18 protein-coding genes are annotated in these 21237 nt (G+C 46.4%); 7 read left to right on the forward strand and 11 right to left on the reverse strand.

The window, feature by feature from the left end:
* Positions 1–276: 276 nt before the first annotated feature.
* The 4 genes from JGK11_RS16575 (at position 277) to JGK11_RS16590 (ending at position 4096) form a co-directional block, all read left to right on the forward strand.
* Positions 277–2838: a PhoD-like phosphatase gene (locus JGK11_RS16575; RefSeq protein WP_293212297.1), complete on the forward strand. Its 2562-nt coding sequence runs from the start codon at positions 277–279 to the stop codon at positions 2836–2838.
* 175 nt (positions 2839–3013) lie between these two features.
* Positions 3014–3256 carry a hypothetical protein gene (locus JGK11_RS16580; RefSeq protein ID WP_293212298.1) on the forward strand — a complete coding sequence of 81 codons (243 nt, stop codon included), beginning with the start codon at positions 3014–3016 and terminating at the stop codon, positions 3254–3256.
* A gap of 109 nt (positions 3257–3365) precedes the next feature.
* The gene (locus JGK11_RS16585; protein WP_293212299.1) at positions 3366–3641 is read left to right on the forward strand and encodes a hypothetical protein; all 276 of its coding nucleotides are present in this window, start codon (positions 3366–3368) and stop codon (positions 3639–3641) included.
* A 2-nt stretch (positions 3642–3643) separates the two neighbouring features.
* A complete protein-coding gene (locus JGK11_RS16590) occupies positions 3644–4096 on the forward strand; it encodes a PIN domain-containing protein (RefSeq protein WP_293212300.1) in 453 nt (150 codons plus the stop codon).
* A 191-nt stretch (positions 4097–4287) separates the two neighbouring features.
* Here the strand turns inward: JGK11_RS16590 and JGK11_RS16595 are convergent, their stop codons facing one another.
* The 4 genes from JGK11_RS16595 to purS form a co-directional block, all read right to left on the reverse strand.
* Entirely contained in the window at positions 4288–6513 is a 2226-nt protein-coding gene (locus JGK11_RS16595) for a hypothetical protein (protein ID WP_293212301.1), read from the reverse strand.
* The gene (locus JGK11_RS16600; protein ID WP_293212304.1) at positions 6510–8555 is read right to left on the reverse strand and encodes an ATP-binding protein; all 2046 of its coding nucleotides are present in this window, start codon (positions 8553–8555) and stop codon (positions 6510–6512) included. The genes JGK11_RS16595 and JGK11_RS16600 overlap by 4 nt, the downstream gene beginning before the upstream one ends.
* A gap of 231 nt (positions 8556–8786) precedes the next feature.
* The gene (gene purQ, locus JGK11_RS16605) at positions 8787–9488 is read right to left on the reverse strand and encodes a phosphoribosylformylglycinamidine synthase subunit PurQ (protein WP_293178265.1); all 702 of its coding nucleotides are present in this window, start codon (positions 9486–9488) and stop codon (positions 8787–8789) included.
* A 2-nt stretch (positions 9489–9490) separates the two neighbouring features.
* A complete protein-coding gene (gene purS / locus JGK11_RS16610) occupies positions 9491–9775 on the reverse strand; it encodes a phosphoribosylformylglycinamidine synthase subunit PurS (protein WP_293178270.1) in 285 nt (94 codons plus the stop codon).
* Positions 9776–9915: 140 nt separating this feature from the next.
* On the opposite strand from purS, the gene JGK11_RS16615 reads away from it, so the two are divergent.
* Positions 9916–10308, forward strand: coding sequence for a Fur family transcriptional regulator (locus JGK11_RS16615; RefSeq protein WP_293143880.1), 393 nt, complete (start codon positions 9916–9918; stop codon positions 10306–10308).
* A gap of 171 nt (positions 10309–10479) precedes the next feature.
* Here the strand turns inward: JGK11_RS16615 and JGK11_RS16620 are convergent, their stop codons facing one another.
* Together JGK11_RS16620 and JGK11_RS16625 are read right to left on the reverse strand one after the other, a co-directional pair.
* Positions 10480–11448: an SPFH domain-containing protein gene (locus tag JGK11_RS16620; protein WP_293178273.1), complete on the reverse strand. Its 969-nt coding sequence runs from the start codon at positions 11446–11448 to the stop codon at positions 10480–10482.
* 213 nt (positions 11449–11661) lie between these two features.
* On the reverse strand, positions 11662–12093 hold the full coding sequence (locus JGK11_RS16625) for an NfeD family protein (RefSeq protein ID WP_293178279.1): 432 nt from the start codon (positions 12091–12093) through the stop codon (positions 11662–11664).
* A gap of 334 nt (positions 12094–12427) precedes the next feature.
* Here JGK11_RS16625 and JGK11_RS16630 point away from each other — a divergent pair, with 334 nt between their 5' ends.
* Positions 12428–14605 (forward strand): protein phosphatase 2C domain-containing protein, encoded by a 2178-nt coding sequence (locus JGK11_RS16630; RefSeq protein WP_293178282.1) that lies wholly within the window; start codon positions 12428–12430, stop codon positions 14603–14605.
* A 405-nt stretch (positions 14606–15010) separates the two neighbouring features.
* Here JGK11_RS16630 and JGK11_RS16635 read toward each other — a convergent pair whose 3' ends face one another.
* The 5 genes from JGK11_RS16635 to JGK11_RS16655 form a co-directional block, all read right to left on the reverse strand.
* On the reverse strand, positions 15011–16099 hold the full coding sequence (locus JGK11_RS16635) for an ABC transporter ATP-binding protein (RefSeq protein WP_293178285.1): 1089 nt from the start codon (positions 16097–16099) through the stop codon (positions 15011–15013).
* 172 nt (positions 16100–16271) lie between these two features.
* On the reverse strand, positions 16272–17330 hold the full coding sequence (locus JGK11_RS16640; RefSeq protein WP_293178288.1) for a spermidine/putrescine ABC transporter substrate-binding protein: 1059 nt from the start codon (positions 17328–17330) through the stop codon (positions 16272–16274).
* A 51-nt stretch (positions 17331–17381) separates the two neighbouring features.
* Positions 17382–18239, reverse strand: a complete 858-nt coding sequence (locus JGK11_RS16645; RefSeq protein WP_293212305.1) for an ABC transporter permease — start codon at positions 18237–18239, stop codon at positions 17382–17384.
* Between the two features lie 123 nt (positions 18240–18362).
* Positions 18363–19238 carry an ABC transporter permease gene (locus JGK11_RS16650; RefSeq protein ID WP_293197885.1) on the reverse strand — a complete coding sequence of 292 codons (876 nt, stop codon included), beginning with the start codon at positions 19236–19238 and terminating at the stop codon, positions 18363–18365.
* Between the two features lie 221 nt (positions 19239–19459).
* Positions 19460–20221: an OmpA family protein gene (locus JGK11_RS16655; RefSeq protein ID WP_293178297.1), complete on the reverse strand. Its 762-nt coding sequence runs from the start codon at positions 20219–20221 to the stop codon at positions 19460–19462.
* Between the two features lie 125 nt (positions 20222–20346).
* On the opposite strand from JGK11_RS16655, the gene JGK11_RS16660 reads away from it, so the two are divergent.
* The gene (locus JGK11_RS16660; RefSeq protein ID WP_293212307.1) at positions 20347–20949 is read left to right on the forward strand and encodes a hypothetical protein; all 603 of its coding nucleotides are present in this window, start codon (positions 20347–20349) and stop codon (positions 20947–20949) included.
* Positions 20950–21237: the final 288 nt, after the last annotated feature.

Here is a 21237-nt window from a genome sequence, read left to right on the forward strand (position 1 = left end):
GGTCAGTTTCATGATAGATTTTAGAGACATAAGATACGCTGCACACTGAAATTATCTTTGGGTCATTATAGGATCAATCATTCTGTGGTGCTCCCTAAGTGGAAGAAGGAACCGAAAAACGGATACCGTGCCACGTAGTCCTATAGTGGTGAGCTCCAAATTTCAGATCCTAGTTCAAGCTTCCAGATTGATATATGGAGTAAATCTCAAATCTCAAATCGGCTGACAGATACTTTGCCAAAAACCCGTTATTTAATTTTTATTTGTTTAATTCCTATGTCGTGGACACCATTAAATCATCGAATTCATCATTTGCCGCTGATTCTTGCAGGCCCGATTTTGCGCCGAATTGAAACTGGGGGCGTAACAGTTTGGCTGGCTTTGAAAGCACCCCGTCAAGTCGAACTCAAGGTTTATGCGACTGAGGGCGGCACTGGTGAAATTGTCGGTACGCCCTTGCTGCAAGGTGCTAGCTCTACTGTGCGGCTTGGCAAATACCTGCACGTAGCGGCCGTGACTGCTAAACCAATCGACAGAGATATCTTGACATACGGGCAAATTTATGCTTATGACATTGAGTTTGCGGGGAGTCAGGAGTCGCCGTCGGTGGGAGTCCCAGAAAATGAGCAGGAAAATCTCCTTTCTTGTCTGTGGCCGACTGCTGCTGATTTGTCAGTTTTGGGGCCGCAGACGATCGGTTATTTCGCTCACGGGTTGCCGACTTTTGCCCTGCCACCGAGGGATTTAAACTATTTGCGTATAGTGCACGGTTCTTGTCGCAAGCCCCACGGAGACGGCAGAGATGCGCTGCCAATCTTGGATAATTCGATCGAACAGTTTGCAGGTATGGCAAATTTCCGCCCCCACCAACTGTTTTTAACGGGTGACCAAATTTACGGCGATGACGTTGCCGATGCGATGCTGTGGGCCTTGACTGATGCTGGCGATACACTGTTGGGCTGGGAAGAGAATCTGCCCCTGATGAATGATGCCCAAATAAAAAAGAATTTGTGTACCAGTATACCTAAGAAATCGGAAAAGAAAAATGTAATTCGCCAAGAGAGGGAAATTTTTAGAGAATCGGCAATTCAGAAAGCGTCTGATGCTGAGTCTGAATACAAAAAACCAATTGAGTTGCAGCCGGGGACTCGCAGCGATATTGCTAGAGATTTTGGCGGTTTTACGGCGATGTTGGTGAATAAACCGGATAAGGCTAAAAGTCACTTGTTTGGTTTGGGCGAATATTGCGCGATGTATTTGTTAGTTTGGTCTCCTGTGCTTTGGTGCGATAGTTTTCCGAAGGGTAACGATATTTGTCAAGATTCTAAGCAAGCAAAAGTCTGGGATAGAGAAGTTGTAGAACTTGACGGTTTTTGTCGCAATTTGTGGCGAGTGAGGCGGGCGCTGGCTAATATTTCTACTTATATGATTTGCGATGACCATGATGTTAGCGATGATTGCTTTTTGAATCGAGAGTGGTGTTACCGGGTGTTGGGGAAGCCGCTGGGCCGCCGGGTGGTGCAGAATGCTTTGCTGGCTTATACTGTGTTTCAGAGTTGGGGAAATACGCCCGCACAGTTCGAGTATGGAAGAGTAGGAGATAAGTTATTAAAAGCTGCTAAAAAGTGGTCGGATTCGGCGGGGACTGATGTTGGTGTTTGGGATGAGGCTGCTGGGTATTTGGGGATTCCGGCGGTTGATATGGAAACTGGTTTGCCGAAATTTAAGTTAGATGATGATGTTTTGATTTTGGATCGGGATGAGGATGTGTTGGATTGGCATTTTACGATCAGAAGTTTTAAGCATGAGGTGATTGTGCTGGATACGCGGACTTGGCGGGGCTATCCGCCCGAAAGTGCGATCGCCCCGCCGATGCTTTTGACTCACAAAGGTTTTGATGAGCAAATTCAGCAGCCTTTGCGGGAGACTGAGTTGCTGAATAAATCTGGGGAATTTGCGATCGAGGCGACGCTGGTTGTGGTGCCGACTAATTTGGTGGGTTTATGGATTATTGATGCGGTGCAAAGGCGGGATGTGGAACAGGGAAAGGTTTTTAATACCGATGCGGGGGATGCTTGGAATTTTCATGAGTTGGCTTTTGTGAAGCTGTTGTCGGAGTTTTTTAAGCAGCGCGATCGGGTGATTGTTTTGACGGGGGATATCCACTATGCTGGTGCTGTGCGGTTGAGTTATTGGTCGGATTGTCATTTTGGCGATTCTCGCTCTGAGATTGAGCGTTTACCGTCTGTATCTGGGGTGAATGGAGAGTTGAAAATTGCGAGTCAAAGATTGTCTGTTTTGGCGCAGTTAACGGCTAGTGCTTTTATTAATGAGGAGTGGACAACTCATGTAATTCATACTAAGATTAAGTCGTTGTTTCCTGAGCGATCGCACGAACGTTTGGGATGGAATGAGCCGCTGGAGTTGGTGAAGATTCCGAGGCGTGGCAGAAAGAAGGCTGTGGTGGCTGCTGTGAGGGATAGGCAATCTTTTCCTGATTGGGGCTATCGAGTTGACTGGATGAAGCGGCAAAAATCTCGGGTGTTTTTGCAGCATGAAGACGGTGATATGTCAAGTATATTGCCTAAAAATAAACTGTTATTAATGTTGCGTCGTTTGTGGAATTTGATAGCGCTGTTGTGGCGGAATCGATGGCTGCAAGAGGGTGATGAGATTGTGGGTTATGGCAATATGGCGATCGTCAGTTTTCAGTGGCCTGCTGAGGGTGATGGGGAGAAGGCGGTGATTCAAAGTGTTTATTGGCGGCCGCTGTGGGCACCGGATAGTGTGGTTTACAGTCAGTATTTTGTGCCGCTGGGATTGGATGAGGATGATTAGTTTCTAATCTGTCATTGCGAGGAACGAAGCAATCCCAGAAACCCGGCGGTTGGAATCCCGGCGGTTGGAAACCGCGAAGTTTTACGGGCACACAGACAAAACCCGCCTCCGCGGGTTGAAGAGTTGATCGCACATTTATCTCAAATTCCATATTTCTTCGTCCGCGGAGGCGGACATGGTTTGTGTAGACGCGGTTTCCAACCGCCGGGTTTTTAACTCCGATTTCAAATTCGATCGCACATTTCTCTCAAATGCGATCGCCCATCAATCCAAAAATGCGAAAATCCCAAAAACCCCGGCGGTTGGAAACCGCTGCTACACAGACAAAACCCGCCTCCGCGGGTTGAAGATTTCACCCGATAATTTTCGAGCTCCGAATACCCTCTTCGTCGGCGTCCGGCGGACATCGTTTGTGTAGACGCGGTTTCCAACCGCCGAGCTTCTAAAATTGGTTGAATTTGACAAAATGTAATATTTATACTAAGATTGTGGGAGATATATCACAATTAAAGCTCAACTATAAAAGTATGGAAGCTGTAATTGAAAGCATTGTAGATAAGCTGCGTTATTTAGCTAAACCGCAGCTAGAAGTTGTTCTTAATTTTGTTGATTTTCTAACTTGGAAGTCAACGTCAGGTCTGTTGTCAACAGTAAGTGATGCTGATGCAGAAATCGGCGATCGCGAGTTTGAAATACTTTTAGATGAATTGGCTGATGATTCCATTAAAAACAGGGGAGTAAATGTCCCTATGCTATCGGATTTTGCGGTGAGTCGTGCTGGTATCTATGAGGATCATCCATAGTAATGTTATGTCTTGTAGATACGAATATTCTGCTCAGGTTTGCCGATCGCTCTCATCCTTTATATCCTGTAATCCGAAGTGCCGTCAAAAAATTGCGACAGGATGGATATAAACTGCAAGTAGCATCACAAAACTGCGTTGAGTTTTGGAATGTTGTGACTCGCCCGATCGAGAAAAATGGCTTTGGGTTGACTCCTACTGATGCCGATCGCCAGTTACAGCGGATCGAGCGTCTTTTTCCGTTGTTTCCCGACACAAATTTAACATACTCCGAGTGGCGTAGGTTAGTTGTCACCTACAGAGTTTCGGGAGTTCAGGTACATGATGCTCGTCTTGTGGCTATTATGAAAGCAAACGGTGCAGCACATATTTTGACGCTAAATGTTAAGGATTTTACTCGCTACGCTAACGAAGGAATTGTGCCGATCGATCCAAATAGTATCTCTGAATCATAAAATGCGATCGCCCATCCACAAAAAACCCGATCGCGCGGCGCCAGAAACCGGGTTTTTTACGAAATACTTCGCTACAACCGACAGATTCGGGCAAAAAATCAGTTTCTTTGGTGGAAGGCGGGGGTCTAGAAACTGGGTTTTTGACAAAAAGACGCGTTACACCCCACAGATTCAATAAAAACACCTCGCTGTCAACTGTCAACTGTCAACTGTTTAACTCCCTCCAAGCGCAAGAAATGCACTCGACCCGATCGATCGCCCGCTACAACTGTCACTCCATCAGTGGCGATCGCACAGCCAGCAAACATATAATCTCCGTTGAAACTAGCAACGTCTTTGCCAATAAGCAAATCCCATACTGTGAGAGAGTTATCCGATGAAGCTGAAATTGCCATGAGGCCGTCAGGCACAATCGTGAAAGCCGATACCGAACGAGTATGATTGGTGAAAGTTTTCAGTTCCCTACTGTTGGTCAGATCCCAGATTTTGAGGGTTTCATCGTACGAAGCCGAAATCGCTGTATTGCCGTCTGGTGCGATCGCGACTGCTGTTACCTCACCAGTATGACCGGTAAGAGTTTTCAGTTCCCTACCGCTGTCTGTGTCCCAAATTTTGAGGTTGAAATCTCCCGAAAAAGAAACTGCTGTTTTGCCGTCCGGTGCGATCGCGAAGGCATTTACCAAGCCATCATGATCCATAAGAGTTCTGAGTTTAGTTCCGCTATGGATTTCCCAGACAGTTAAAGCTCCATCTTGTGAAGTGGAAATCGCTGTTTTGCCGTCTGCTGCGATTGCCACTGCTGCTACCTCACCAGCATGACCGGTAAGGGTTTTAAGTTCGGTGCCTGTCTCAGTGTCCCAGATTTTCAGGGTTTCATCCCAGGAAGCGGAAATTGCTGTTTTTCCATCGGGTGCAATCGCCACTGCCGTTACCGAGCTAGTATGACCGATAAGGATTCTAACTTCGGTGCCTGTCTCGGTGTCCCAGATTTTCAGGGTGTTATCAAATGAAGCTGAAATCGCTGTTTTGCCATCGGGTGCGATCGCCACTCCATTTACATAGCTAGTATGACCGGTGAGAGTTGTAGGTTCGGTGCCTGTCTCGGTATCCCAGATTTTCAGGGTTTTATCCTCTTCCCCTGAACCGGAAATCAAGGTTTTTCCGTCTGGGGCGATCGCCACTGCCGTTACCGAGTCAGTATGACCGGTGAGGGTTAAAAGTTCGGTGCCGCTCTCAATGTCCCAGATTTTCAGGGTTTTATCAAATGAAGCGGAAATCGCTGTTTTTCCGTCTGGTGCGATCGCCACTGCATTTACCCAGCTAATATGACCGATCAGGGTTCTAAGTTCGGTGCCTGTCTTGGTATCCCAGGTTTTCAGGGTGTGATCCCATGAAGCGGAAATCGCTGTTTTTCCGTCTAGTGCGATCGCCACTGCCGTTACCGAGCTAGTATGACCGATAAGGGTTCTAACTTCGGTGCCGCTCTCAATGTCCCAGATTTTCAGGGTGTGATCCCATGAAGCGGAAATCGCTGTTTTTCCGTCTGGTGCGATCGCCACTGCATTTACATATCTAGTATGACCCCTGAGGGTTCTAATTTCGGTACCTGTCTTGGTGTGCCAGATTTTCAGGGTGCGATCGTCTGAAGCGGAAATCGCAGTTTTGCTGTTGGGTGCGATCGCTACTGCATTTACGCAGCTAGTATGACCAGCGAGGGTTAATAGTTCCGTGCCTGTTTCGATGTCCCACATTTTTAGGGTGTTATCACCAGATGCGGAAATCACGGTTTTGCCGTCGGGTGCGATCGCCACTGCATTTACCGAGTTAGTATGACCGGTGAGGGTTCTAAGTTCGGTACCACTGTCAATGTCCCAGATTTTCAGGGTGTTATCCCCTGATGCGGAAATCGCCGTGAGGCCGTCGGGTGCGATCGCCACTGCATTTACCCACTTACTATGACCGACAAGTGTCCGCAATGCCCCTTCATTTGCCAGCTCTAAATTAGCCTTCAAAGGCCGCAACCAAACACTCTCTTTCGACTGCTTTGCCTGTTCCAACAACCTTTGAATCTCAGGCATTTCAAAATCCAGCAACCTCCCCAACAACTGTCCTACAAGTTGCGTTTTATCCCTTTCCAAAACGTGCGCCGACTTGCGAATTGCCCCTTGAATCAATTTCAGCGTTTGAGTTTGCTCCGGCGACAACAACACATCAGAAATTCTCGCTAAATCGTAATCCTCAATCAGCGGCTGCACACCCAACAATTCCAACTTCGCCTCAATAAAACCAAAACTCGTCATCCAACGATAATAATCACCAAACTTCCCCCGTTTCGCAAATCTCTTCGGTTGGTATTTCAACAGCAAATCTCGTTCTTCCTGACACTGCTGCCCCAACCACACACTGAAATTACTCATAGCGGCGCTCCTTCTGTAGAGCTATCACTAATGTCATCGTTAATGTCATCCAGTGTTATTCCCGCCGACTGCACAGTTTCATCCGCTTCCAGAAACTGCCGAAAACTGTTGTGATAGATAGTGTATCGAGTTTCCTTCCCTACTTTCTCCTTTCGCAAAAAAGAATCCCATTTCTTTAGTACCTGCTGTACTTTCATAACATTTTGCTCGCGGGCAGATTTAGCCAACCAGCGACCAGAAACTGCTTCCTCTGCTTGCGACAGGAAATAGATAATCCTCACCTTCAATTCCAGCAGAGGATCGTCTTCCCGTCCCATCATCTGTCCCCAGTGTTTTTGATAATATTCCTCCAAACCCGCTGGCAAATCGTTTAAATTCACATCATTGTACGTGCCGCCTTCAATCTCATCAAGTACGTGGCGGAGGTAGATAAATTTCTTTTCGCTTTTTTGGGCTACCGCCGTCACAAACTGTTCCCGCTGCAAATTTCGACTCTTAATCCAATCCTGAATTAACTCGCTTCTCTCTGTGCGTTTTGCCAGATAAGCCTTGACATCTTCCAGACTTTCAGCACTGTATTTCATCAAATCAAAAACCGTCTTGTTAGCTGTCGGCATTGTCAGAAATTCCGGCCGCTTCGAGACAATAAAATAGACGTTATCCGGCAAATCATTAGGCAAATACGAAACATTACTGTTCCTAATTTGAGCCTTCCAATCAACTTCATCCAGCGCATCCACCACAAAAATTATTTTTTTGTCCCTGCTAGACTTATCGCTAACTTCCTTCAGCAACTCGCATAGAAAGGTATTGTTTTTTATGGCATTTTCCGGCAGTCGCGGATACTTACTTTTAAGACCAAAACCTTCAATCAACTGAGTGCAAGCATTTTCCAAAAAAGTTTCAGCGCTGACAATCCCGTCCGGTTGCGAGTTGAAATGAGTAATGCAGCGGCGCTTCAACATCACCACACAGGCAGCCATAATCGCACTTTTCCCAACACCCGGTTCCGCCTCCAAAACAAAATAGCCTTTTTGCTTTGTCCTCAGAAACTCATTAATTGCTTCAAACACAAATTTCCGACCGGTAAAGTCTTTAATTCTGTCCCGAATAATCGTCTCTGACTTAACCGGAATCGGCAAACTCGGCGCAGCAGGATCGATATATCTTTCCAGCAATGCCCGAACTTCTGCCAACTCATCGCGGATAGTTTCGATAACTTCCAATTTCCCCATGACTTCGCAAATTTGCTCCCGCGTTGCCAAAGCCTGCAACCTTTGCAAAACTTGCCCATTTTGCAGCCCCAAACTTTGCAATTCCGCCAAAGTTTCGCGGTGCAAAATCAACTGCATTCCCGCAAATTGTCTGCCGCCAGTCTCCGCATCTTGTTTGAGCACTTCGCAAAACGCTTTCGGGAAAAACTCGTGCAGTTGCGCCGCCGCATATCCAATCAATTCGGGATGCAAAGTTTTGTTTTCCTTCGTCGCAAAATCTCCCAAAAAATCTTGCCAATCTTGCACCTGCAATCCCGTAACTTCAAAAAACTGATTTCTATCAGCCGAAAAAATCTTCGCAAGTTCCGAATCAGAAAAATTCAAAGGATTTGTATCACTGTCAGTTTTGGCATCAATTGCCTCCCAGTAAGCAACTGTTTTCTTAGCTAAATATTGAAAATCAGCTTCAGCATAACGCAGGTGATTTCGTTCAGCAATGACAATAACTTCCTCAGACTCAGCAACTTTTTTCAGGAGACGGCTGATAGCTTCTCCAGCCGCCGCAGTCAAATCGCCATTTTTGAGAATATCCGCATTTTTGCCAACCCGCTGCGCCAACTTGTTTCCCAACTCGCCCGCCGTGATATTCCCCATAATATCAGCGACAATAGTTGCCAAAATATTAGCCCCTAACACTCCTACCGGGCCACCGAGTACCCCTGTCACCATGCCGGCTGCGGGGCTGGCGAGGGCGGTGGAGAGACATTGACCAACGATATATATGGCACTACAGCCGAGTAGCCGAGTTTTGGTATTAACTAAGGACATAAAATAAACATTTCTCTTTTAAATAGTTGTTAATAATTATATCTTGCTCACTGCCTTTTAGTCCATCTTTCATGAACAGGCAAGATGCCTGTTCCACAAAGAGTAAATTTCTTGTGGAACAGGCATCTTGCCTGTTGCAAAGAGGGGGATATGGGTTCCCAGGCTGGAGCCTGGGAACCAGTTAATCTTCCAAAAAACTTGTCAAGAATAGGCAGGATGCCTGTTCCACAGTTATAAAACAGCAGCAACTGTTGCCATCAGCAACCCTTGAAACAATTTTACTCCATCAGTTTCGCCCAACATTGGATCGGATGCCCTCTCAGGATGTGGCATCATTCCTAACACATTGCCCTGGCGATTACAAATGCCTGCGATATTATTTAACGAACCATTCGGATTACCAGCAGCGCTAATTTCTCCGGTACTTGTACAGTAGCGAAACAACACTTGATCGTGTTCTTCTAACTCTGCCAAAGTATCCGCATCAGCATAATAATTGCCCTCCCCGTGGGCGATCGGCAAATCGATGATTTCACCCGAAGTATAAGCCGAAGTCCACGGCGTATTACCGCGTTCGACTTTCAAGGAAGCGCGATCGCAAATAAAATGCAATCCCGCATTCCGCACCAGAGCACCGGGGAGCAAACCAGCTTCAGTCAACACCTGAAAACCGTTGCAGATGCCGAGTACAAGCTTTCCTTGTTTCGCGTGTTCCGCCGTAGCCTGCATCGCCGGAGAAAAACGGGCGATCGCGCCACACCGCAAATAATCTCCGTAACTGAAACCACCGGGAACTACAATGATGTCAATATCCGAAATATCGGTATCTTCGTGCCAAATCATCCGCGTCGGTTGGTGCAGCAACCCTTGAGTTACCCACACCACATCGCGATCGCAATTTGAACCCGGAAAAACAATAACTCCAAATTTCATTTTTATACCCCTGCTGTCTCGACAGCAACAGGAATTTCAGTCAACTCAACGCGATAGTTTTCAATCACTGGATTGGCCAAAAGTTGGTCGCAAACGCGATCGAGTTGTTCGCGCGCCTCCGACTCATCCGCAGCAGTCAGCGTCAATTCAACGTACTTCCCGATCCGCACGCGCTCAACATTGTCGTATCCCATGTGTTGCAAACCAGACTGTACGGCAGTACCGGCCGGGTCTAAAACCGAAGGGCGGAGGGTAACATAGATTTGGGCAAAATATTTTTGAGTCACAGCAATGTGTAGGTGATGCGAAATTTACGGCCACCTCATTCTACAACGCGGGCGGGAAGCCGATCGCCCTTTGCTGCCCCGAATTAAGCTAGCCTAGAAACAGCGATAGATTTGATTCCAGCCGATTAGACAAAAAAATTATGAGAACCAACCGCACCCGCAGTCAGGAGCGTATTTTACACTTGCTCAAGCACTTGAATCGATCGCTCTCAGCGCAAGATATCTACCTAGAACTGCGTAACAGCGACCACAGCATGGGCTTAGCAACAGTTTACCGCTCCCTCGACGGTTTAAAGCGGGAGGGCTTCGTGCAAGTCAGAACGCTTGCTAGTGGCGAATCTCTCTACGGTGCCGCCCACCAAGACCAACATCACCTTACTTGTCTCGAATGCGGTGCGTCTATTACGATCGACGAATGCCCCGTACACCACCTAGAAAGCCAATTACAACAATCTCATTCTTTCAAAATTTATTATCATACTTTGGAATTTTTTGGATTGTGCGATCGATGTACTCTCGCTCAAGAATCTTAGGGAAGAAGGAAGAAGGAAGAAGGAAGAAGGAAGAAGGAAGAAGATACTTACTCGGCGATTGAAATCGCTGCTATAAAGACGAAACCCGCCTCCGCGGGTTGAATTAATTCTTAGTCCGCGGAGGCGGACATCGTTTGTGTAGAAGCGATTTCAATCGCCGTCTCTTTCTTTCTATTTTTTCACCTCATTACTATTACCTTCCCCAACAATCGATCGCAATCCTTCCATCGTAGCCGGGATACTGCGCGGATCCATAAACATCACCTTGCTGCTATCGCTGCTGCCAATTTTTAATCCCATATCCAGATAGTTTTGAGCTAACAAAAACTGTAAAGCTTCGCGGGACTTGGGGTCATTTTGTAGAGTTTTACCGATAATTTGTAAAGCCTCAGAAGTAGCTTGAGCTTTCAAAACCTGACTTTGGCGTTCTGCTTGCGCTCTCAGCACGATCGCCTTTTGTTGAGCTTCCGCCTCCAAAATAGTCGCTTTTTGCCGCGCTTCCGCATCCAAAACCTGCGCTTCGGCTTTACCTTTGGCGCTGTTAACTGCTGACTCGCGTTCGCCCTCGGATGTCAGAATTGCCGCTCGTTTTCGGCGATCGGCTGCCATCTGCAATTCCATCGATTCCTGTACAGTTTTAGAAGGGATAATATCGCGCAATTCCACCCGCGTTACTTTCACTCCCCAAGGATCGGTCACAATATCTAAATCTCTGAGCAAGATTTCATTAATTTGAGAACGGGCTGTAAACGTTTGTTCGAGGTCGAGTTGACCCATTTCGGCGCGAATTTGAGTCAGCACCATATTCACCATTGCTGACTGAAGATTTTCGACTTTGTAACAGGCTTTTTCCAAGTCCACAATCCGCCAGTAAACTACAGCATCCACGGTGAAAGAAACATTATCGCGCGTGATACAAGCTTGCGGGGGAATGTCTAAGACTTTTTCCCTAATTGTTTGTTCGTAAACGACGCGATCGAGAAACGGTGTGACAAAATTCAAACCAGGTTCGAGTTTCTTGCCGCTGTATTTTCCTAAAGTTTCCACCAGCGCTTCATTTCCCTGATTGATAATCTTGACGGAACCTGCGATCGCTGAGCCGCCCAGTGCTAAAAATACGAGTAAAAACAATTGTTCCACGGTCGCCTCCTATAAATCTTGACTGTTAAATATTGACTGTTGGTTATTTGTTATTGGTTATTTGTTATTGGTTATTTGTTAGTGCCAATTCCCAATGCCCAATGCCCAATTCCCAATTCCCAATTCCCAATGCCCAATGCCCAATGCCCAATGCCCAATGCCCTATGCCCTATGCCCAACTACCAATTTCTAATTCCCAATTCCACATCTTTTTTAAGAATGCAGCAAATGTTCTGGTAAAACTATCAGAGTAGTGCCTTTCCTGCCGACGACTATCACGTTTTGGTTGGGGGGGATAGCGGTAGAAGTGTCTTCGCAGCGAGCTTGCCAAGAATTCCCCTCATAAATCACTCGCCCCGATTCTCCTGGGAGAATTTCTGTTAAAGTTTTAGCTTCGTCAGAATCTGCGATCGCCCATGCCTTGCCTTTTGGTATCAATCGCCGGGACAGCAGCACAAAAACTGTCGAAAATACCATCCACAGGAATATTTGTAAATTAACGTAAGGTAAAACTAGAGAGCATCCAGCGACGGCGAAGGCACTCAGTCCCAGGATAAAAGCAACAAAAGCAGTGGGGAGAAATAGCTCTGCCAAACAGAGCAAAGCCCCAACTAGCAACCAAAGGAGCGTGGGAGTCCAGAACATAAAAAGAATTGGTGATACTATGAAATATCTTAGATTTGAAATTTGAGATTTAAGAATTGCCAACGACTGACTCTGCAAGGCTTTATGACTTGCTAGCCCGATCGCGATTGTTCACATCGCGGTACCAGGTTGAGGCTTCCATTGTACTCAAAGTCAGATTTTAGTAACTTAAATTACAATTTTAGCCGGTGTCCACCGGCAGCAACTACAATTTCTCGTGCCCCAAAGGCAGTTAAGAAATTGATAGGGGCTAAAATCAGTTTATTCTCAAGTTCCTGAATTTGAGCGTGGCAATCATATATCTTCAGAATGTTTTTACACAAACTATTTCGATATGATCAGTAGTTTCTCCGAACCGATTTATTGCCCGAATCTGAGCTGTTCCGATCCCGGCAATAGCTTTGGCAGCCAGAAGTGTGCAGCTTGCGAAACCGATTTAATTTATCGCTATTTGTGGGCGGTGGGCCCCACAGTCGAGGAAGTGCCGGCGGGTAAGATAATCGCCGATCGATATTTTGTCATTGCACCCCAAATCTGGCTCGACAGCCGTCCGTCTATTCCTCCTAGCGTCCCCGAACAACTGCCGGATAGAATTATGCCTTACCTGCATTTGTATCCCCAGCGGCTGCATACGCCCGAAGTATACGGCTTTTGTTCGCTCGGGGAAGCAGCAGAAGCCACAGAGGTGCTGTTGTTGGAAAATGTGCCGGTCAATAATTTCGGTAGCCTGTATCCTTCTATTCTACAAGCTTGGGCTCAGACAAGTGCCACGCGCCAAGTTTACTGGCTGTGGCAAATGCTCCAACTGTGGGCGCCGCTTTCCGAACAAGGAGTCGCTGCGAGTTTGCTGGTACCGGAAAATTTGCGCGTGGAAGGTTGGCGGGTGCGTCTGGTGGAACTGCATCGAGGTAATTTTGTACCGACGCTGAAGGATTTGGGAGATGTGTGGTCTGGTTTGGTGGACTCGGCGCAGCCTGAGGTACAGTCGAAACTCGGAGAGATTTGTCTGTTTATGCGCCGCAGCAGCATGAACTTAGATGCGATCGCCCTGGAACTTAACGATTTACTATTAGAACAAGCTGCTAAATTGCCCCTGCATTTAGAAGTAGTCGGCATCACCGATACCGGGCCGCAGCGCTCCCAAAATGAAGATAGTTGCTATCCGACTGCTGCTGATTTTCAATCGATAAAAAGTGCCGGAAATGACAAACTAATTCCTTACTTGACAATGGTTTGCGACGGGGTTGGAGGCCACGAAGGAGGAGAAGTTGCCAGTCAGTTAGCCGTGCAATCGCTGAAAGCTTTAATCCAAAATTTGCTCGCCGAAATCGCCGAACAAGAAGAGTTGATGGCGCCAGCAATGGTCATCAAACAACTCGAAGAAATAGTGAAAGTTGTGAATAATGTGATTTCCGCTCAAAATAACGAGCAAGGAAAAGAGTTGCGGGAGCGCATGGGAACCACTTTGGTGATGGCCCTCCAGTTGCCTCAAAAAGTGAAAGTTTCTCAGGATGTACCCGCGAATAACAGTCACGAACTTTATTTGGTCAATGTTGGAGACAGCCGCGCCTATTGGATTGGCAACAATTACTGTCAGCGGCTAACTGTGGACGACGATGTAGCGTCTAGGGAAGTGCACCTAGGACACAGTTTATACTGGGAGACTCAATTGCGATCGGATGCCGGAGCCCTCACTCAAGCTTTGGGGACGCGGGACGGCGATTTTCTGCGCCCGACGATTCAACGATTTATTGTCGAAGAGGAAGGCTTGCTGCTGCTGTGTTCCGACGGTTTGAGCGATAACGACTGGGTAGAGCAATCTTGGCAGAATTACGGCCCAGAGGTACTTGAGGGCAAAATGTCCTTGGAAGCCGCTGCTCAGTCTTGGGTTCGCCTCGCCAACGAGAAAAATGGTTACGACAACACCTCTGTAGTGGTGACTTACTGTCGGATGTCACCGGAGAGAGTCGTACTGTTCGATACGGCGTCGGCACCGTCGGCGTCGCCGTCGATATCGCTACCCATGTCACCCTCGGTGTCGCTACCCATGTCACCCTCGGTGTCAGGCTCGGTATCCCTCCAAAAAACGGGGAGGATGCCAGAATCTCAACTTTCTGAATCGTCGAAACAGTTGCTGTACCCCGAAACGGCCTCCGCCTCGGAACCAGTTGAAAAACAGAAGCCGAAGCGTTTGGGGCCGCTGCTGGGACTGTTGGTGCTGATGCTAGTCTTCGCGGGCTTAGGTTTGTGGGTGCGGAGCCTCCAAAACCAGAACCCCGATCCCGAACAACTGCCGCCACCGCCGGAAACTACCGCCCCAACTCCTGCGGATATTCCCTCGCCCGGTGCCGAGAGTCCCTCGCCCGGTGCCGAGAGTCCCTCGCCCGGTGCCGAGAGTCCCTCGCCCTCCCCAGAATCGAGTCCTGCGGAGATTCCCGCGCCGTCGCCAGAATCAACAACTCCTCCGGAAATTCCGGTGCCTTCCCCCTCGCCGGAAATTCCCCCACCTTAAAAGTTGGCTAGTTTGGGAATTTGTTGTGCATAACTACAAGAGTTTTTCTCTTGTTTTTACCTTCGGGCTAAAAGCGCGGAGGCTTTCAACTCCGATTCACTAAATCGACATCTTCGATGGATGATTTTTTGACTCTTGTTAATCGGAACTTCCCCCATAGGGAGAAGTTCCATTTAGCCTGCGAGTAACGCACCTCTGAAATAGAATGGCAATCCAATTAGTAAGGTTTTGATGGATTTGCGATCGCCAGCGTAGAAGATGTTATTGCCTGTAGTGGTGAAGTACACGGGTTCCAGTCCAATGCCCTATGCCCTATGCCCTATGCCCATAAGAGCACCGCACTGTTACTGAGAATATACGTGCATTCGTGTGCAAATCTGTGTCGTGTCTTCCTTCTTCCTGTCGCTATAAAATACAGATACTTTCCGGCGGCACGGCGACTCGAACGCTGTCGCCAATTTTGTGCCGCTGCAAGTCATCTCTGTGCAAGTTTTGTCGGCGAAGGGCGATCGAGCTTTTAGCAGTCAGGCGCACCGTATAGCGCGTGTCAGTGCCAATATAAATCGCCTCTTCAACTACTCCCGGCCAGCTATGCTCAGCATCATAATTAGCCGGATAAATAGTGGCTTTTTCCGGCCGCAACACCAGGGTAACAACTTTCCCAGCGGGCAAATCTTCTGATGTTGCAACTAACACGGGCAACTGCTGATCAACCAACACGATTATTTTACCCTGTTGCTTTTCTACTACTCGCCCGGTCAAAAAATTGCTGTCCCCAATAAAATCAGCCACAAACCGCGTTTTAGGATATTCATAAATCTCAACAGGCGTCCCGACTTGTTGCAGTTTTCCTCCCTCCATCACAGCAATTCTGTCCGACATGGTGAGCGCTTCTTCCTGATCGTGAGTTACATAAATAAACGTAATTCCCAATTGTCGCTGCATTTTTTTTAATTCTAATTGCATCTCTTTACGCAACTTCAAATCCAGGGCCCCTAAGGGTTCATCCAACAGCAAAACAGAAGGCTCTTTAACCAACGCCCTCGCCAACGCTACTCGCTGCTGCTGCCCTCCTGAGAGTTGGCGGGGATACCGTTTTTCTACATCGGTTAACTGTACTAATGCTAAAGCTGCCACCACGCGATCGTGAATTGTTTGGGGAGGCAAATTCTCCATTTCTAAGCCAAATGCAGCATTTTGTGCTACTGTCATGTGCGGAAATAAAGCATAATTTTGAAATACCGTATTCACGGGGCGGTGAAATGGCGGGCGATGCCGCATCGGTTGGCCGTGAATGTAAATTTCGCCCGCTGTGGGCATTTCAAAACCCGCAATCATTCGCAAAGTTGTAGTTTTGCCGCAGCCGGAAGGGCCGAGCAAAGAAAAGAATTCGCGATCTTTAATTTGCAGGTTGATATTGTCTACAGCCAAGAAATCTTGACTGCTGGCACTTTTAAATACTTTGGAAATGTCTAAAATTTCGACGGCGTGCATTCTTATCTATCGTAGTAGTTATTGTAGGGTGCGTCAGGGCTGAATATTGTGACGAGATACTCAATAATTTTCCCCCTGACGCACCCTACAGTTAGTTAGTTACTCGCTTTCTACTCGTTACCATGCTCTTCCTTGGAACCAGTTAAGTTTGACCTTAAGTTGACACCAATGCTTACTTTCCTGCTCCTGCTTTAACTTCCGTCGAAGCTCGATCGTACAATGCGGTTGCTTTCCCGACATCCTGCAAGAATTTCATCTTACCAAAAATTTCAGCCGGTGGATAAATTTGGGGATTTTTCAAATCTTTCGGGTCAATTAAACCTTTGTCTATTGCTGCTTTATTCGGCGAGCCATAGTGGGTAAAATTAGAAATTGTCGCACCTACTTCTGGCTGCAAAATAAAGTTAATAAATTTCTCAGCTAACTCTTTGTGCGGTGCACCTTTGGGAATTGCCATGTTGTCAGAAAAGACAATTGTTCCTTCTTTGGGAATAGCGTAGCGGAGATTTGGATTCTCTTTCATCACCTGAAAAATATCGCCGCTCCATTCCATTGTCAGGTTGACTTCTCCTTGATCGAGCAGAGTTTGACCCGTGTCGGGGACAAAAGCGGCAATGATATTTTTATTTTTAATCAGCAAGTCGCGGGCTTTGTTAATTTCTTCGGGATTAGTTGTATTTGGGTCAAATCCTAAATACATTAAAACCACTGCAAAAGTGTATCGGGCATCATCTTGCCATGCTATTTTTCCAGTATATTTAGGATCGAACATCGCCCCCCAACTGTTAATCTCGTCCTTGGTTGCTTTGATGTTGTAGCCAATTCCCATTGTTCCCCACTGATAGGGCAATGAATATTTATTGCCAGGGTCAAATGTTTGGTTTAGCCATTTTGAATCGAGATTATTTTTGTTAACAATTTTTGCAGGATCTAGCGGTTCAAGTATATTCTCGGCTGCCATGATTCTGACCATGTAATCGGCGGGAAATATGACATCATAACCGGGATTTCCCTGTTTGAGTTTGGCGTAGAGTGCGTCGCTGTTCTCGAAAGTGTCGTATTGAATTTTTACATTGTTCTCTTTCTCGAATTGGGCGATCGCTTCTGGAGCGATATAAGTTGCATAATTGTAAATGCTGAGGACTTGCTGGTTGCTGCCTGTGCGGCTGCATCCGAAAACCACCGTTGCACTCATCACAAACAAAAGTAAGAAAGTCAGCAGGCGTTTCATGGGTTTTGTTAGTTGTAGGCAAAATTAATTATGACATACAAAGCAAGTTTTTTAACTTCTTTTAACTCTTAGCGAGGATACAACCAGCAATAAAGAAGCTAGCAACATCAAAGTTGAGATGGCATTAATTGCTGGCGTCACTGCAAATTTTATCATGCCGTAAACCAATAGCGGCAGCGTCATCGAACCGACACCGGTGGTAAAGAATGTCACGACAAAATCGTCCAGCGACAAAGTAAAAGCCAGCAGTGCTGCGCTGAAAATAGCGGGCAAAATTAGAGGGAGAGTAATCCGCCAAAAAGTCCGCCATTCGTTAGCACCCAAGTCAAAGGCTGCTTGTTCTAATTGAGGATCGAGTTCGGCCAAGCGCGCCCTGACAGTAATCGTTACGAATGAAATATTAAAGACAACGTGACCGATAATTACTGTAGGTAAACCGAGGTTGAGGCGGATTCCCGTAAGATTTTCTACGATCCGAAATACGAGGGTAAAGAAAACTAGCAGCGAAATGCCGATCGTAATTTCGGGCATAATAATCGGCAAAAATAGTAAAGCTTCTACTGCTTTGCGTCCCGGAAAATGAAAGCGTTCAAGCGCTAGCGCGAGCATGGTACCGAAAATAGTCGCTAAAGCTGTCGAAATAGCTGCAATTAGCAAGCTATTGCTAAGTGCTGGCAAAATTCCGGCACTGCTGCTGGTAGCAAGAGTCGCGCCTGCATTGCTAAACAAGCTGCCGTACCAATCGAGGGTAAAACCGCGCCAAACTGCGTTAAATTTGGAGCTGTTAAACGAGTAAATAATTAAGATGAGAATTGGCAAGTAGAGAAAGGCAAATGCTAGTGCAGCTTGTACCCAAAGCCACTTTTTGGCGATCGCCCGAACAAATAAATCTAGTTTTATTTTAGTCATTAGTCAATAGTCATTAGTGCGAGCGTCCTCGCGAACAGCAGTCATTGGTCAATAGTCATTGGTCAATAGTCATTGGTCATTAGCTCATCTTAACCTAAATGTAAGGCGCGCAGTACACACCACTTATTCCGTTTCGTCGGAGACGCGGAAGTAAATTAAAACAGGAACTAATATTATTACCGTCAACAGCATAGAAAGCGCCGAACCAAAAGGCCAATCGCGGGATTTCATAAACTGATTTTGAATCAAATTTCCCACCATAATTGTTTTCGACCCGCCCAATATATCGGGTGTAATGAAAGCGCCGACTGCGGGAACAAACACGAGGATAGAACCCGCAACAATGCCGCGAGTTGTCAGCGGTAAAAATACGCGCCAAAAAGTGCGAATATCATTTGCTCCTAAATCTTGAGCTGCTTCAACTAATGAAAAATTGAAGCGTTCTATGCTAGAATATAAAGGCAGAACCATGAAAGGTAAATAGCCGTAAATCAGACCGATCGCCACAGCGAAAGGCGTAAACAGCAAGTTTAACGGTTCGGTAATTATTTGCAGGTTTTGCAGGGCTATGTTCACTACTCCTTCGCTCCGCAGCAGAATGATCCAGGCGTAGGTTCTCACTAGAAAGTTAGTCCAAAATGGAATAATTATCAGCAAAAGCAAGGCATTTCGCCAGCGGGGAGGACGGGTGGCGATGAAAAATGCTAGGGGATAGCCGACTAACAAACAAGCCGCGGTTGTCAAAAAAGCCAAAAAGAGCGATCGACCAATTACCCCTAAAAAAACCCAGCTAAACAAACGCTGGTAGTTGCTGAGAGTAAATACCCAAGTAATCCCGCCGTAGGTACCGCGCTCTAAGAAACTGTACAATAGTACAATTAGCACCGGCAGAACGAAGAAAACGCTCAGCCATGCGCTGGCGGGAAATAATAGCAGCAACAGGTTATACAGTTTTCTATGTTCGCTGTTCGATTTTGGATTGGGAAAGAGCGATTTCATCAGGGTGTTTGGCTACCCGTGCGTATAGGACTAATAATTCCACACATTTTATATCAAATCCGCAGGTCAATCGATTTTCGATTTTCGATTTTCGATTTTAGATTAACCCCACGGATAAATTCGGGGGAAGAGAGGATTTTAGATTTTAGATTTGGGATTGATTCCACGGATAAATCACGTGGCGGGTACCACCTGTGAAATTCTTCGTCAAGCCGCAGCATTTATCTAGGGGTAGAATTCGGGCTTTTGCTTTCGGGCGAGGGTAATTGGCGGTTTACGTCAACATTCAAGTTTTCGCGGCGGAATTGGAAGCGGAAAACGACTTTGCGATCGCCCGCTGCATTTTGAGTCGGATTCGCATCTAATTCTCCCCGTCCAGAAACTAATACTTTTTGCTGCAATTCGGCTTTTTTAGGAAAATTAACCTCATTGGAAAACATATAATTAGAAACAGCTAAAGCCCTACGCAAACTCAGTTCCAGATTTTTGGAATCGGAACCTGCGGAACTGGTATGTCCTTCGATGACAACGCGAGAAATTTGTTTTTCAAACTGTTTGTTTGCAAAAAGCACTTGGGTATAGATGGGAATGAAGGCTTGCAAAAACTTTTTACCTTCGGGTTTGAGGACGGAACTGTTATTATCAAACAAAATGCGATCGCGAATGCTGACATCTCCGGTTCCGGGGTCAACAGTAAAAATATCTTTGTCTCCAACTTTTCCCTCTAAAGCATTGACAATAATCTGCGGCAGTCCTTCAAAAGCCTTTTGATATTGCTGCAATTCCTGCCGCAGTTTTTCCACCTGAAGGATTTTCTCATCGAGCATTTTCGCCTTTTCGCTAAGTTGAATTTGCACGGTGATGAACAGGAGGGCGAACAACATCAGCAAGCCGGACATTAAATCGCCGATCGATAGCAGTACGCTGGAGTCTTCCTCTTCTTCTATTTCCGGTGCATTGTCTAAATCTGATATATTTCTCATTTTTTTGGTGAGGTATTAATTTTGATTTTTTACTGTCATATTTGACATATAATTATTGGTGTGGAACTTTTGATATATTCTGCTATTTTACATTACACTCTAGAATAAAACAACAAGAAAATATTATGCCCTACAGTCAGTTTAGCATCGACAAGGTGAAGCGAGATTTTCACCTGACGATTGTTGAGGGAAGCCGATTTTTCCCGGACTCTGTTGAGCCGATCGCCCCTAGTTCTAAGTTATTGGCAATTTTAGAGGATGTACCTTGGGCGATCGCTGTAGATACCGAAAAGGCTCGCTCTGAAGTCATTATAAATCCTGTCCTGCTGGAAGTGCGACGCATTCTCAACCGTCAAATTAGTGTGTTTTCTGGCGAAGAATTCAATGTCGATCCGAGTGTTGGACTTAACGGAGTTTGTGATTTCCTAATTAGCCGTTCTCCCGAACAACTGACGGTGGAAGCGCCAGCAATTGTTGTGGTTGAGGCGAAAAAATCTGACCTGAAATCTGGGCTGGGACAGTGCATTGCAGAAATGCTGGCTGTAGAACAATTTAATCGGGCAAAAGAGCAACTGCTTGGGGCTGTCTACGGTTGCGTTACCAGCGGCACGCAATGGCGGTTTTTGAAGCTGGAGGGACAGATAATAACGATCGACCTAACCGACTATCCGCTGCCCCCTGTCGAGCATATTCTCAGCTTGTTAGTTTGGATGGTGAAAGATGCTTGATTGCAGAATATCAAGCGATTGCAACTATGGAGGGCGGGTTTATTATAGGGGTTATCAAAAAAGTGAGGTATGACTGACAGCTTATATAGCCACTAAGTTAAGAGGGCTGAAGCCCAACAACGTACCTTTAAGCGTATAGGGCTGAAGCCCAACAACGTACCTTTTAGATAAGAGGGCTGAAGCCCAACAACGTACCTTTAAACGTATAGGGCTGAAGCCCAACAACGTACCTTTTAGATAAGAGGGCTGAAGCCCAACAACGTACCTTTTAGATAAGAGGGCTGAAGC

The organism is Microcoleus sp. PH2017_34_RAT_O_A (assembly GCF_020737885.1).
GTDB lineage: Bacteria > Cyanobacteriota > Cyanobacteriia > Cyanobacteriales > Microcoleaceae > Microcoleus.

Excerpts from the sequence above, each read along its gene's own strand:
- JGK11_RS16575 (WP_293212297.1), top strand. The coding sequence starts at position 277 with ATGTCGTGGACACCATTAAATCATCGAATTCATCATTTGCCGCTGATT.
- JGK11_RS16580 (WP_293212298.1), top strand. The coding sequence starts at position 3,014 with ATGGTTTGTGTAGACGCGGTTTCCAACCGCCGGGTTTTTAACTCCGAT.
- JGK11_RS16585 (WP_293212299.1), top strand. The coding sequence starts at position 3,366 with ATGGAAGCTGTAATTGAAAGCATTGTAGATAAGCTGCGTTATTTAGCT.
- JGK11_RS16590 (WP_293212300.1), top strand. The coding sequence starts at position 3,644 with ATGTTATGTCTTGTAGATACGAATATTCTGCTCAGGTTTGCCGATCGC.
- JGK11_RS16595 (WP_293212301.1), bottom strand. The coding sequence starts at position 6,513 with ATGAGTAATTTCAGTGTGTGGTTGGGGCAGCAGTGTCAGGAAGAACGA.
- JGK11_RS16600 (WP_293212304.1), bottom strand. The coding sequence starts at position 8,555 with ATGTCCTTAGTTAATACCAAAACTCGGCTACTCGGCTGTAGTGCCATA.
- purQ (WP_293178265.1), bottom strand. The coding sequence starts at position 9,488 with ATGAAATTTGGAGTTATTGTTTTTCCGGGTTCAAATTGCGATCGCGAT.
- JGK11_RS16615 (WP_293143880.1), top strand. The coding sequence starts at position 9,916 with ATGAGAACCAACCGCACCCGCAGTCAGGAGCGTATTTTACACTTGCTC.
- JGK11_RS16625 (WP_293178279.1), bottom strand. The coding sequence starts at position 12,093 with ATGTTCTGGACTCCCACGCTCCTTTGGTTGCTAGTTGGGGCTTTGCTC.
- JGK11_RS16630 (WP_293178282.1), top strand. The coding sequence starts at position 12,428 with ATGATCAGTAGTTTCTCCGAACCGATTTATTGCCCGAATCTGAGCTGT.
- JGK11_RS16635 (WP_293178285.1), bottom strand. The coding sequence starts at position 16,099 with ATGCACGCCGTCGAAATTTTAGACATTTCCAAAGTATTTAAAAGTGCC.
- JGK11_RS16640 (WP_293178288.1), bottom strand. The coding sequence starts at position 17,330 with ATGAAACGCCTGCTGACTTTCTTACTTTTGTTTGTGATGAGTGCAACG.
- JGK11_RS16645 (WP_293212305.1), bottom strand. The coding sequence starts at position 18,239 with ATGACTAAAATAAAACTAGATTTATTTGTTCGGGCGATCGCCAAAAAG.
- JGK11_RS16650 (WP_293197885.1), bottom strand. The coding sequence starts at position 19,238 with ATGAAATCGCTCTTTCCCAATCCAAAATCGAACAGCGAACATAGAAAA.
- JGK11_RS16655 (WP_293178297.1), bottom strand. The coding sequence starts at position 20,221 with ATGAGAAATATATCAGATTTAGACAATGCACCGGAAATAGAAGAAGAG.
- JGK11_RS16660 (WP_293212307.1), top strand. The coding sequence starts at position 20,347 with ATGCCCTACAGTCAGTTTAGCATCGACAAGGTGAAGCGAGATTTTCAC.